Source organism: Thalassospira marina, assembly GCF_002844375.1.
GTDB classification, from domain to species: Bacteria; Pseudomonadota; Alphaproteobacteria; order Rhodospirillales; family Thalassospiraceae; genus Thalassospira; species Thalassospira marina.
Genome location: NZ_CP024199.1, coordinates 3,628,316 through 3,640,538 on the forward strand (window position 1 = coordinate 3,628,316; position 12,223 = coordinate 3,640,538).

The 12,223-nt window shown below is 55.7% G+C and carries 11 protein-coding genes; 7 read left to right on the forward strand and 4 right to left on the reverse strand.

The genetic code is table 11. The features are described 5' to 3' along the window. Positions 1 to 705: 705 nt before the first annotated feature. Positions 706 to 1,521, forward strand: a complete 816-nt coding sequence (locus CSC3H3_RS16560) for a hypothetical protein (RefSeq protein ID WP_101266441.1) — start codon at positions 706 to 708, stop codon at positions 1,519 to 1,521. A gap of 360 nt (positions 1,522 to 1,881) precedes the next feature. Beyond that, positions 1,882 to 2,316, forward strand: a complete 435-nt coding sequence (locus CSC3H3_RS16565; protein ID WP_101285550.1) for a DUF1801 domain-containing protein — start codon at positions 1,882 to 1,884, stop codon at positions 2,314 to 2,316. Between the two features lie 167 nt (positions 2,317 to 2,483). On the opposite strand, the gene CSC3H3_RS16570 is transcribed toward CSC3H3_RS16565, so the two are convergent. Then, the gene (locus CSC3H3_RS16570) at positions 2,484 to 3,113 is read right to left on the reverse strand and encodes a TetR/AcrR family transcriptional regulator (RefSeq protein ID WP_101285551.1); all 630 of its coding nucleotides are present in this window, start codon (positions 3,111 to 3,113) and stop codon (positions 2,484 to 2,486) included. A 364-nt stretch (positions 3,114 to 3,477) separates the two neighbouring features. Here CSC3H3_RS16570 and CSC3H3_RS16575 point away from each other — a divergent pair, with 364 nt between their 5' ends. Together CSC3H3_RS16575 and CSC3H3_RS16580 are read left to right on the forward strand one after the other, a co-directional pair. Continuing rightward, a complete protein-coding gene (locus tag CSC3H3_RS16575) occupies positions 3,478 to 4,494 on the forward strand; it encodes an NADP-dependent oxidoreductase (protein ID WP_101285552.1) in 1,017 nt (338 codons plus the stop codon). Between the two features lie 216 nt (positions 4,495 to 4,710). Next, positions 4,711 to 5,019 (forward strand): putative quinol monooxygenase, encoded by a 309-nt coding sequence (locus CSC3H3_RS16580; protein WP_157831936.1) that lies wholly within the window; start codon positions 4,711 to 4,713, stop codon positions 5,017 to 5,019. A gap of 100 nt (positions 5,020 to 5,119) precedes the next feature. Here the strand turns inward: CSC3H3_RS16580 and CSC3H3_RS16585 are convergent, their stop codons facing one another. Further along, positions 5,120 to 6,298: an MFS transporter gene (locus CSC3H3_RS16585; RefSeq protein ID WP_101285554.1), complete on the reverse strand. Its 1,179-nt coding sequence runs from the start codon at positions 6,296 to 6,298 to the stop codon at positions 5,120 to 5,122. 105 nt (positions 6,299 to 6,403) lie between these two features. On the opposite strand from CSC3H3_RS16585, the gene CSC3H3_RS16590 reads away from it, so the two are divergent. Then, on the forward strand, positions 6,404 to 7,300 hold the full coding sequence (locus CSC3H3_RS16590) for a LysR family transcriptional regulator (RefSeq protein WP_172963440.1): 897 nt from the start codon (positions 6,404 to 6,406) through the stop codon (positions 7,298 to 7,300). A 48-nt stretch (positions 7,301 to 7,348) separates the two neighbouring features. Here the strand turns inward: CSC3H3_RS16590 and CSC3H3_RS16595 are convergent, their stop codons facing one another. Beyond that, on the reverse strand, positions 7,349 to 7,966 hold the full coding sequence (locus CSC3H3_RS16595) for a TetR/AcrR family transcriptional regulator (RefSeq protein WP_101285556.1): 618 nt from the start codon (positions 7,964 to 7,966) through the stop codon (positions 7,349 to 7,351). 76 nt (positions 7,967 to 8,042) lie between these two features. Here CSC3H3_RS16595 and CSC3H3_RS16600 point away from each other — a divergent pair, with 76 nt between their 5' ends. Then, positions 8,043 to 9,017 (forward strand): alpha/beta fold hydrolase, encoded by a 975-nt coding sequence (locus CSC3H3_RS16600; RefSeq protein WP_215907518.1) that lies wholly within the window; start codon positions 8,043 to 8,045, stop codon positions 9,015 to 9,017. 96 nt (positions 9,018 to 9,113) lie between these two features. Here CSC3H3_RS16600 and CSC3H3_RS16605 read toward each other — a convergent pair whose 3' ends face one another. After that, the gene (locus tag CSC3H3_RS16605; protein ID WP_101266453.1) at positions 9,114 to 9,692 is read right to left on the reverse strand and encodes a YqgE/AlgH family protein; all 579 of its coding nucleotides are present in this window, start codon (positions 9,690 to 9,692) and stop codon (positions 9,114 to 9,116) included. A 264-nt stretch (positions 9,693 to 9,956) separates the two neighbouring features. Between CSC3H3_RS16605 and CSC3H3_RS16610 the strand changes: the two genes are divergently transcribed. Further along, a complete protein-coding gene (locus CSC3H3_RS16610; RefSeq protein ID WP_245881153.1) occupies positions 9,957 to 12,203 on the forward strand; it encodes a protein-disulfide reductase DsbD family protein in 2,247 nt (748 codons plus the stop codon). Positions 12,204 to 12,223: the final 20 nt, after the last annotated feature.

A 12,223-nucleotide genomic window follows, 5' to 3' on the forward strand; every position in this document is an offset into this window, starting at 1 on the left:
GCAACTACAAAATTTTTCTGAATTTATTTAATTCACCCCAGAGGCGTTGCGCCGCGTCGCAACCTGCAATCAACATAATTTGGTATGGTTTTGCCGGAATACGCGTAAAACTTTCGCGAATCGTCCGGTGATTTTATCATCGCGTCGTTAATTCGGCGCCGGGGATGGAAAAAGGCCCGACAATATCGGTAATTTCCCCTGCATATTTTTCGCATTGCAAATCAGCCCGGCCCGGCGCAGCCGTTCGTGCTGCTGATTGATCCGTTTCCCATCGCAAACAGCATGCCCACCCGGCCAAAGCACCGGATTTGATGACATTTGGATGTATTTGCAGGCAAAAGCCGCAGAAACACGGGGCAAATACCGATTTTTATGGTAAAAAGGCCGTTCGGGCCCGAATTTTGACAATCGCAACCAGCACGATAAATCCGCCCCTATCGGTAGGGTTAGGGCCGGTATAAGGTCGTATGGTGCTTTTCAAGGCCGGGATGTCGGTATTTTTTGCAAAATTTACCGGCAGTGATCTCTTTACTTGTCGCCAGCTTTCCCCATTATCAAAGCATGACAGGCGACCAACCCTGGCTTGTGCATCCCCTGATACGACGGAAAGATGCACCTGCAATGACCGGTCCAAAGATGTTCGGAACCCGCGCTTAGGTATAGTAAAGTATAGTTAAGACAGATTTTCGCTATTGAGGTTTGCCTATGGCTCGTCAAAATCAAAAGAAGCTGTTCACCGCCGAAATGCGGCTGTTAAACAAGCTGGAACATATGAGCGATATCGTGTCGCTGCCCGAACCCGCCAATTATGGTGCCGGTCAGGCGCAGGGTACGGGGCCGGACCTGTCAACCCTGCATAACGCGATTGAAGACCTGAAGCTGGAATTGCTCTCTGACATCCGGATCATGATTGACGAGCAGAAGAAGCTTGTCCGTGAACCCGAAGAGCAGGACGATGCCCGTAACGAATTGCGGATGCTGAAAACCGAAATTCGCGCACTTGCCAATTCGATCCAGGAAACGAAAAAGGAAATCGCCGCCCTTTATACCGCGCCCGATGATAACAGCGGGACGCGCCTTAACATCGTTAAGGGCGAGCTTGATTCCATCGTTGAGGCCACCGAAGAAGCCACGGCCAACATTCTGGAAAATGTCGAAAATATCGATTCGGTTGCCCATAATATCCGCTCCAGCGCCACCGACGATTATGTTCAGGGCCTGGCAGACGATATCGTGGAACTGGTGGTCAAGGTGTTTGAATCCTGTAACTTCCAGGACCTGACCGGCCAGCGTATTACCAAAGTCGTCAATACGATGAAATATATCGAGGAACGCGTTAATCGCGTGATCGAGATTTGGGGCGAGGAAGATTTCGACGAATTCGATCTGCCGCCAGATCCCAAAGGTCTCGACAATCTCGACAAGACGGTTACCCGTGCACCGGCGAACCAGGAAAAGAACAACCAGTCGGAAATCGACCAGATTTTCTCGCAGGACGAAATCGACGCCCTGTTCGACTAAACGACAATCCACCCCATCAAGGCAGCGTTCCCCTAACCGGGCGCTGCCTTTTTTGTTGCCCATAAACTGCCTGATCCACTTCCCGGCATCAACCGTAATTGCCGCAGCGGTATTGGCCGGCATGCAGGATGCGATAAGGCGATGTGTGGGTGCCGGTGCGGCTGTTCATGACAGTACGAGTGCCAGTATGCTGCCCGCCCTCTCCTGTCTGTCCACCTCCGCCCTATTTAACATCCAGGGTCGCCCAGGTTTCGCCCTCCTGCCACCCATGGCAGGAGATGCAGGGGCAGGACGGCCACGAGGCTTAACAGCCCATGCCAGATGGCTTAGGCTTGTGACAAACTGCCAAGGAGGCCGTAAATGTCGATCCCTGCCCTGCCTGCCGCATTAAGCGGGACATTTGCGCGCTACCCGGCAGATGTGGGCGCACGGCTGCTGCAAATACGCGCCCTTATTTTCACAACGGCAGCAGATATACCGGGCGTAGGCCCGCTGACAGAAACACTGAAATGGGGTGAAGCAGCCTACCTGACCGAGGCCACCGGCAGTGGCACCACCATCCGTCTGGGCACCACCAAATCCGCCCCTGACCGCTGTGCAGTATTTGTAAACTGCCAAACCACCCTGATCAGCGATTTCAGAAGCCATTTTGCCGATGATTTTATCTTTGAAGGTAATCGCGCGCTGGTTATTCCGGCCAAAGCACCCCTGCCCGAAGGGCCGCTGGTTTTGTGCCTGCGTGCTGCCCTGACCTATCACCAGCGCAAGAAACAAAAGATCAAAACGGCTGTTTAAGGACTGGCCGGGGCAGATTGATAAAGGCCCGAATGGACGGGAATAGCCGCAGAAAACAGCGCCTGACACAATTGCGTTGGGGCTGTTGCGTCCGAAATGGGTAATACCGTGTTACCGCCCCGCGCACCTATGCCTGCTGTGGCAAGCAACACAAGCAATTGGCCCAATCAGGTTTCCGGGGTCGCCTCATTACGGTCCTGCGGCGTTATCGATGAGGGCGGCAGGGTTTTGACGAGCGCATCAATTGATGCCGGGTTGGTCAGGATGGCACCGGCAATCACACCAAAAAGATGTTCCGCCCGTGGGGCCAGTGCTGGTTGGTCGCCCAGCCAGCCCAGCGCGCTGATCAGGGCAAACAGATCGGTGCCATCAATATCTTTGCGCGCCAGCCCGACCTGCTGGGCATTGGTCAGAAGCTGCGTGCCAGCAGCGCGCATCGCCACACAGGATGCATGCAGGGCGGAATCAGGTGCTGCAATGGCTGCGACCATCACAGCGATAACGCCGCTATAATTTTGTGTAACCGCGACAATGTCGTGCAGCCAGGCGATCAGCATCGCATCGGGTTTATCATTATTGGCATAGCCGCGTGCCAGTTCGGTCAATTCATCAAACCGGGTGCGCAACAGGGCTTCCAGCAGGTCTTCGCGGGTCGGGAAATGACGGTAAAGCGTTCCCATGCCAACCCCGGCCTTCCGCGCGATATCGCGCAGTGACGCATCGACACCCTGTTTGGTAATCACGTCACGCGCAATCACCAGCAGGTGGTCATAGTTCTTTTTGGCATCGGCACGCATGAAGCATGTTTCCTTTGTCGATTTCCGGTTGGTTCGCCCCTGGCAAGCAGCGAAACGGTGACGGCAAATCCCTAATGCGAAACAGGGCCACACTCAAGAAATTCGCGGCCTATCCCAGGCAAACCCCACCGCCAGATCAAATTTATCCTGGTAGTTTCCCGGAACGCGCACCAACGGCCCCCTTCCAGAATAAGCGGGTTTTACAGGGACTTCCCACGAATTTCAGCATCAGTCAGCACGGCCAGTTCCACCGCGTGAAGCACGAATAGACATTGCCGCCCTTGACAAACGGAACAGTGATCCGTTTATGTGGATCAGCGCTCCGATTAGGAGTATCATATTTTCAGGACAAGGAAAAGGAACCATGAGCAGCACAATGAAAGCAGTGCGCCAGCATGGCTTTGGCGGGCCGGAAATGCTGGTTTACGAAGATGCCCCAATGCCGAAAATTGGCGCGGGGGAGGTTTTGGTCAAAACCCGTGCCGTCGGCCTTAACCCGCCAGACTGGTATTTGCGCGAAGGCTATAAAATGCTGCCGCCGGAATGGCAGCCCGAGGTCAGCTTTCCGGTTATTTTGGGTACCGATATTTCGGGTGAAGTCGCCGCAATTGGCGAGGACGTCAGTGAATTTGCCGTTGGTGACGACGTTTATGCGATGGTGCGTTTCCCCGACGGACTGGCAGGCAACAGCCGTGCCTATGCCCAATATGTAAGTGTGCCAGCCCGCGAACTGGCCCCCAAACCCGCCGCTATCAGCCACCAGCAGGCTGCAGCCGCACCGATGTCGGTTTTAACCGCGTGGCAGTTTTTGATCGATCTGGGCCACGATGCCCCCAACCCGTTACAGGAATTTGCCCATAAACCGGTGCCGCTGGCGGGCAAAAAGGTGCTGGTAAACGGGGCGGCTGGCGGGGTTGGACATTTTGCCCTGCAAATTGCCAAGCGCGAAGGTGCCCATGTGATTGCCGTGGCATCGGGCCGCCATGAAGCCCTGCTGCGCGACCTGGGGACGGATGAATTTATCGATTACACCAAAACCACCCCGGAAGACGTCGCCCATGATCTTGATCTGGTCATTGATGCGCTGGGCGGGCCAACAACGGGCCGTTTTTTGCGCAGCCTGAAACGGGGTGGTGCGCTGTTTCCGATTTATCCGCTGGGCTTTGCCGATGGGGCCGAGGCAGAAAAACGCGGCATCAGCGTTTCCGCAACGCAGGTCCGATCCAGCGGGGCGCAACTGGCCGAAATTGGCAATTTGCTGAATGACGGCAGCATCCGGGTTGTGATTGACAGCAGCTTTGCCCTTGAAGATGCAGCCAAAGCCCACGAACGCGCGGCCAAAGGCCACATCCAGGGCAAAATCGTTCTGGACGTTAAATAACGCCAGATAACGCCCAAGTCCGGCAGGCGGGTACCTTGCGTGCGGGTTAAACCCGGCCCAAAGCGCGGGAAAAAGTAGGCCCGGAACAGGAAAACCCCAACAAGCAAACACATACCAAGCGACACAGAACCTGTGCCGTTAACGGATGATGTTTGCCTGATTTCAGGTTTTGCCCTGCGACCAAACCAGCCGCCCCATATCAACAAGGATAAAACCATGATCATTATTTTGGGACATATCCATATCCCGCCTGCAGATGTTGGGAATTTTATGGATGATATTCAGGCCATAACACCCGTAATCGGTGATGAAAGCGGGTGCTATCATTATGCCGTTGCCCTCAAGGACGCAGAACAGGGCCAGGTTGTGGTTGCCGAACGCTGGCGTGACCAGCCCGCCCTTGGCGCGCATCTGGCAAAACCTGAAACCGTCGCCCTGATGGCGAAATGGGACGGTAAATTACAGGCCGATATCCACAAATTTGATGCCAGCAATATGCGCGGATTGTTCGATCAGGCTTTGTAACCCGCGTAATTTAAGCATCCATAACACGGAAAAAGGGGCGACTGGGTTATCGGCCGCCCCTTTTTGATTATTTGTCTCGTCCTGAAAAATCAGGCCACCATCAGGATGAAGACGTTACCGGGTTCATCGCCTGACGGGGGGATTTATCAAGCCACCAGCTGATACCCGCCAGAACAAGCCCGCCAACCGTAATGGCCGCCGCCACCAGCGGCACACCAGGCAAGCCCGGCCCGTGATCGATGGCAACACCACCCAGCCACGCCCCACCGGCATTCCCCAGGTTAAAGGCCGCGATATTGATGGATGATGCCAGGCTTGGCGCCCCCTCGGCCTTGGCCAGCACGCGCATTTGCAAAGGCGGCACGGTGGAAAAGGCCGCCGCGCCCAAAATCCCCACCGTAATCACGGCGAATATCTGGTTATCAAGCGCATAGGTCAGCACCACCAGAACGACGGTTAAAAACACCAGTGATGCCACCAGCGTTGCCATCAAATGGCGGTCAGCAAAGCGGCCCCCATACAGATTGCCAAAAAACAGGCCCACACCAAACAGCAGCAGAATGGGCGATACCGCCGCATCGGAAAAACCGGCGATCTGGGTTAGAAGCGGGGCAATAAAGGTAAAGGCGGTAAAGACCCCACCAAAACCCAGCACCGTAATGGCCAACCCCAGCAATACCTGCGGGCGTAACAAGGCGCGGGTTTCGGCGGCAACATCGATGGTGGTGTGTTTTTCATCGCGCGGCACCAGAAAGGCGGTTGCCAGAAGGGCAATAATGCCAATGACCGTGACGGCATCAAAGGTCGCCCGCCAGCCAAACATCTGGCCCAGCCAGGTGCCAAAGGGCACGCCCAGCACATTGGCAACGGTCAACCCGGTAAACATGATGGCAATGGCCGATGCCTTTTTTTCCTTTGCCACGAGATCGGTGGCAACCACTGCCCCAATGCCGAAAAAGGCACCATGGGCAAAGGCCGCAACAATGCGGGCCAGCATCAGGGTGGTGTAATCTGGTGCAATAGCACACAGGAAATTACCGGCAATAAACACCGCCATCAAAAACAGCAGCACGTTTTTACGCCGCCATTTTCCGGTGAACACGGTTAAAACAGGCGCACCGACCACAACGCCAAGGGCATAGCCGGTAACAAGAAGCCCGCTGCTTGACAGCGACACATCAAGGTCGCGCGCAACATCAAGCAGCAAGCCCATAATGACGAATTCCGTCATGCCGATGCCAAAGGCACCGACGGCAAGCGCATAGATAGCTAGGGGCATATTCAAGCCTTTTGAGTGATACTTTACATGGCTTGCACTATGGCCTTTTTCGCCGGGTGTGACTATAATTCGCGAATTACAATAAGTTTGGAAATTAATTCGCAAATGTTACCCAACCGTTCGGGCGAGATGGAAGTTTTCCTGCATGTTGCCGATGCGGGCAGTTTTTCGGCCGCAGCACGCAAACTGCAATTAACGCCATCAGCCGTGGCAAAGCTGATTGCCCGGTTAGAAGAACGGCTGGGAGCGCAGTTATTTGTCCGTTCAACCCGCAATCTGAAGCTGACGCGTGAAGGCAGCGCCTATTACCACGATGCCAGCCGCATTCTTGAAGATATTGGCGAGCTTGAGGCCCGCCTGGCCCATGACAGCGCCACACCGCGTGGCACCATTCGGGTCAATGCGACCATTCCCTTTGGCAATCATGTGCTGGTGCCAGTATTGGCCGGTTTTCTGGAAAGCTACCCCGAAGTCACCATCGATCTTAGCCTGACCGACAATGTCATCGATATTCTTGATGAACGGGCCGACATTGCCATTCGCAGCGGCGCCCTTCGCGATTCCCGCCTGCTGGCGCGCAAACTTGGCATCAGCCGCCGGGTGATTATCGCATCGCGCGATTATATCGCGCGCAAAGGCCTGCCCGAAAACCCCGATGACCTGCACGGCCATAACTGCCTGAATTTCAGTTTCCGCCGCCCGCAGGAACAATGGATGGTCGGGACCAAGGGCGATGAAGATGCCAGCAGCCGAATTGGCAATATCCAGGTCAATAATGGGGAAACCATGCGCCAGCTTGCCCTTGCCGGGGTGGGCATTGGCCGGTTAGCACTTTTCCATGTCGGGCAGGATATTGCCGATGGGCGACTGGTCGAATTGCTGGGTGACGCTGCCGAACCGGAATTTGAGCAAATCCACGCCGTTTTTGTCGGCCAGCGGCAAATGCCGCTGCGCATGCGTGTCTTACTGGATTACCTAGCAAAGCATATCAGCATCCGCTAGCGCGCATGCACCGAAATGGCCCCGATGACTGGCGGGCGGGCATTTTGCCTAATGCCGGGCGGCATCCAGATGACGGGCATCAAGACCCAGGACAACATCATCGACAATTGCCAGCAATTCATCGCGCGCGATACCATCGCGCGCCTGGATGGATATGCCCTGCATAATCGCACTCAGATAACGGGCAAGACGATGGGCGGCAGGGGCATCGGGCAGCAGGGGTGCAAAGGCAGCGGCAATGGCATCAAGCATCACATCGCGGCGATGGGCGGCATCCTGTGCGAGATCCTGCAGGCCCGGGTGACAGGCAACCATACCGCTTGAGATCATGCAGCCTGCTTCACGGGCCGGGTCGGTAACGGCGGCAACCGCGTTTTCAAGCATACCACGGACGGCATCGGCAACAGAGGCCGCCTTTTTCACGCTGGCAAGATCAAGCGAGCTATAATGTTCCTCGTATCGGCGAAGGGCCTCGCCATACAGGCCTGCCTTGTTGCCAAAGGCGGCATAAAGGCTGGGCGGGGCAACGCCGATGGCCTTGGTCAAATCGCCAACAGACACGCCTTCATAGCCATAACGCCAAAACAGGCGCATGGCCGTTTCCACGGCCTGTTCGCGATCAAAGCTCCAGGGGCGGCCCCCTTGTGATTTTTCAGCAGGTTTCATAGCGATCAATAAACAATACTTGACGGAAAAAGTCAACCATGTTGATTAGTGATCATTAAACAATATGGAGATACCAATGCTTACCCTGTCAAAACCGCCAAAATCCGCCAAATTCGGATTGTTTGCCATCGCACTTGGCCTGCTTGCCCTGCCCGCCATGCCCGCGCCGACATTCGCCCAAACACAGGCATCACCTGCGCTTTCCACCAGTCAGACAACAGTAAACCGGGAGTCGTTTCGTGTGACATCGTCAGATGGCACCAGCCTGGCCGTAACAGCACAGGGTGCGCCCGGCGCACCGGAAATTTTGCTGATCCACGGTTTGCGCCAAAGCCATCTAAGCTGGGAAAAACAGCTTAATGACCCGTCATTGTCGGGTTTTCGCATTGTGACGTTTGATTTGCGCGGACATGGCAATTCCGACAAGCCGGTAACACTTGATGCCTATTCCGACGCAAACCGCTGGGCAGAGGATGTGCAAGCCGTGATCAAGGGCGCAAAACTGCGCCGCCCGGTTCTGGTGGGCTGGTCGCTGGGCGGTTATGTGGTGGGTGCCTATTTGCAGAAATATGGTGGCAGCGCCCTTGCCGGGATTGACCTGGTGGACCCGGTGTCAAACCTGTCGCCCGATCTTTTTTACAAGGAAACCATCGATTTCATCGCAACGACAACCTCCAAAAACCTGGAGACCCGCGCGGTTGCCACGGCCGATTTCCTGGCGGCCTGTTTTCATCAAGCCCCGACACCAGCGGAAATGCGTGAAATGCTGGTGATTAACGGCATGACCGAACCCGCCGTTTATGAAGGGGTGCTGAAAACAGAAACGACCAATCTGGAACCGTATTTTGCGGCGTTCAAAGGGCCAATCCTTCTAAGCCAGGGGCGCCATGACCGGCTGGTGAAAATGGATATGATCGAGCGGTTAAAGGCCGTTGCGCCAGATAGCGAGATTTCGGTTTTTGAAAATAGCGGGCACAGCCCCTTTTTCGAGGAACCGGCCCGCTTCAATGCGGAACTTGCCAGCTTTGTCACCCGGGCCAATGCCCGTTAAGCGGCCATAAACAACAAACAAAACGGGCGCCGTCAGCTTGCGGCGCCCCCATTATTCGTTTTCCTGCAGCCTGATGGCCTGTCGTGAGATCACGGTTTATGCGTGGCCTGCTTCACCAGAAAGAAGTTCGGGTGCAAAGCCCAGCTTGGCAAAGGCGCGCTGCCATTTATCCTCGCAATCGGTGGCAAAAAGCAGTTCCGGGTCGGCATCGACATGCAGCCAGCCATTGGCGCGAATTTCGGTTTCAAGCTGGCCACTGCGCCAGCCTGCATAGCCAAGCGCCAGAATGCTGTTATGCGGGCCTTTATCAAGGGCGATATTTTCCAGAATATCGACCGTGGCGGTGACCGAAACATCACGATCCACCTGCAGGGTGGCGTCATTGCGAAAATCGTTGGAATGCAGCACAAAACCACGTCCCGATTCCACCGGGCCACCAAAATGCACCTGGATATCGGAAATGGTGGATGCCGGGCGCACGATGCCCAGTTGTTCAAGCAATTCCGGGAAAGTGATTGAATCGATCAGGCGGTTTACGACAATGCCCATGGCACCGTCTTCGTTATGCGCACACAGGTAAACCACGCTTTGCGCAAAGCGCGGGTCGCGCATGCCGGGCATTGCAACCAGTAGCTTGCCCGATAGATATTCTCCGTCGCTGCCTGCAATTGCCATTTTCCGCCATCCTCGTTCGCTATTAGGTAACAGTACCCTGTTAACGCGCTTTCTGCCATGCAGGGTATCAAATTATTCGTGCGCGCTGTTCTTAATCAAACCCTGTCAATTTTCATATGGGTATAATCAGCGGGCTGCACCAGTAAACCTGCATAACAGTAACGCATGGGCACGGTTAACGGTGCGGTAACATGTTCGTGGCTTGCATTGAACACCCCATCGTCGTACCCCTGCCTGCCTGACAATTTTCCGGGAATAACTGTCGTGATCAAGCGTATTCTGGCCCTGTTGATGTTGATCCTGCTGCCACATATGGTGCAGGCGGCCCCTGCCGAGAGCAACTGGCAGGACGAGGAATTTGCATCGGTCCGGGTTTTAAGCGCGCGCGACGGGGTTCAAAACATGCATATCCTGCGCCTGGGCCTTGAATTTGCCCTGCAGCCGCACTGGAAAGTTTATTGGCGCAGTGCGGGGGATGCCGGTTTCCCCCCCACCATCAAATGGGATGGTTCTGCCAATATTGATGAAACCAATATCAATATGCTGTGGCCCGCACCGTTTCGCTTTTCCATTTTCGGGCTGGAAACATTTGGCTATCAGGACCGTGTGATTTTCCCGATCGATGTGCCGGTCCAGAACAATAATGAACCCGTCAGTCTGAAGCTGGCTGTTGATTACCTGGCGTGTAGCGACATTTGTGTGCCCGCCACGGCCAACCTGACGCTGGATTTGCCAGCGGACCGTGGCGAAATTTCCAGCCATGCGCATGAAATTGAAAAATTCGCTGCCAAGGTGCCCCTGACCGGGGCCAACCTGCCGCTGGGTGTGAGCAGCATCTGGGAAAGCCGCAAGGATAAAGACAGCTTCCTGAATGTCGCCCTTCATGACATTCCCGAGGGCGTGACACCCGATATTCTGGTTGAAGGCAAACCGACAGACAGTTTCGGTGCCCCGGTAGCAACCGGCCAGAACCTTCAGGGGGCGCCGATTTACCAGCTTGCGATCCATAATAACGCCAAGGCCGAAAGCTTTGCCGGGCGTGATGTGACCGTAACCGTGCTGGCTGGTGACCTTGCCATTGAACAGCCCGCCACCATTGGCGATGCCCCGGCTGATGGCATGGTCAGCGGCACTGCCAATGCCATGCCCGCAACCACGGCTGCCCCAAATGCACCAAACGCCAGCACGGCCAAGACAGGCTTTGTATCATCATCGCAAACCGCATGGTGGGTGATTGGCGGGCTGGCATTGCTGGGCGGGTTGATCCTGAATGTTATGCCCTGTGTGTTGCCGGTGCTGTCGATCAAGGTGATGGGCGCCATTCACCTGAGCGCACAGGACCGCAAAGGCACGCGTCGCGGTTTTCTTGCCAGTGCGGCGGGCATTATGGTGTCCTTCTGGATCATTGCCGGGGCGCTGGCGATTTTGAAACTGGCGGGCGGGTCGATTGGCTGGGGTATCCAGTTCCAGCATCCGCTGTTTTTAACCACCATGACCATCATTGTGGTGCTGTTTGCCTGCAATATGTTTGGCCTGTTTGAAATCAGCGCCAACCGCCTGAATGACATGGCCAATGACGCCATTGACCAGCAAAATATCCGCACAGGCAGCGCTGGCAAACAAAGCATGGGCGGCCATTTCCTGACCGGGATGTTTGCCACCCTGCTGGCAACCCCGTGTTCGGCCCCATTTTTGGGAACGGCTGTTGGCTTTGCACTGGCCGGGTCGGTTTTTGATATTTTCTGGGTTTTCAGCCTGCTGGGTATTGGTTTTTCGCTGCCCTATCTGTTGATTGCGGCGCGCCCGGAAATTGCGCGTTTGCTGCCCCGTCCCGGTCGCTGGATGGCAATTGTCAAATTTGTGCTGGGGCTGGCCCTTGTGGGGACGGCGATCTGGCTGTTAAGCGTGCTTGCAAACCAGATCGGCACCAATGGCGCAATTGCAGTTGGCATCGGTCTTGCCCTTGCAAGCGGACTGATCTGGTGGCGGCATAAAACCACCAATGAACGCCGCAAACCAATGCTGGCCGGTATTGCCACACTGGCGGTTCTTGCTGCGCTGTTTGCGCCGGGTTTTGCCCGCCCGCCCGCACATGTAACCCCGGTCACCAACACCACAGCCAGTAACAGCAAAGACGAAGGTGCCCTGCCCTGGCAGCCCTTTGCCCCGGAAAAGATCGACACGCTGGTGGCCGAAGGCAAAACCGTGCTGGTCGATATCACCGCGGACTGGTGCGTGACCTGCCAGGTCAACAAACGCCTGGTGATTGATACCGACGATGTGCGCCCGGCCCTGCTGGCCGAAAATGTTGTGCTGATGCAGGGGGATTGGACCCGCCCCAACCCCGAAATTGCGGCGTTTCTCGCCAAATATGACCGCTATGGCATTCCCTTTAATGCCATTTATGGCCCCAAGGCCCCGGATGGCATTTTACTGTCCGAACTGCTGAGCAAGGACCAGGTTATTTCCGGCCTGAATGCCGCGCAGGCGACCAGCGGACTTGCAAATTAGCACCACGCCCCACACCTGTT

Excerpts from the sequence above, each read along its gene's own strand:
- CSC3H3_RS16560 (WP_101266441.1), top strand. The coding sequence starts at position 706 with ATGGCTCGTCAAAATCAAAAGAAGCTGTTCACCGCCGAAATGCGGCTG.
- CSC3H3_RS16565 (WP_101285550.1), top strand. The coding sequence starts at position 1,882 with ATGTCGATCCCTGCCCTGCCTGCCGCATTAAGCGGGACATTTGCGCGC.
- CSC3H3_RS16570 (WP_101285551.1), bottom strand. The coding sequence starts at position 3,113 with ATGCGTGCCGATGCCAAAAAGAACTATGACCACCTGCTGGTGATTGCG.
- CSC3H3_RS16575 (WP_101285552.1), top strand. The coding sequence starts at position 3,478 with ATGAGCAGCACAATGAAAGCAGTGCGCCAGCATGGCTTTGGCGGGCCG.
- CSC3H3_RS16580 (WP_157831936.1), top strand. The coding sequence starts at position 4,711 with ATGATCATTATTTTGGGACATATCCATATCCCGCCTGCAGATGTTGGG.
- CSC3H3_RS16585 (WP_101285554.1), bottom strand. The coding sequence starts at position 6,298 with ATGCCCCTAGCTATCTATGCGCTTGCCGTCGGTGCCTTTGGCATCGGC.
- CSC3H3_RS16590 (WP_172963440.1), top strand. The coding sequence starts at position 6,404 with ATGTTACCCAACCGTTCGGGCGAGATGGAAGTTTTCCTGCATGTTGCC.
- CSC3H3_RS16595 (WP_101285556.1), bottom strand. The coding sequence starts at position 7,966 with ATGAAACCTGCTGAAAAATCACAAGGGGGCCGCCCCTGGAGCTTTGAT.
- CSC3H3_RS16600 (WP_215907518.1), top strand. The coding sequence starts at position 8,043 with ATGCTTACCCTGTCAAAACCGCCAAAATCCGCCAAATTCGGATTGTTT.
- CSC3H3_RS16605 (WP_101266453.1), bottom strand. The coding sequence starts at position 9,692 with ATGGCAATTGCAGGCAGCGACGGAGAATATCTATCGGGCAAGCTACTG.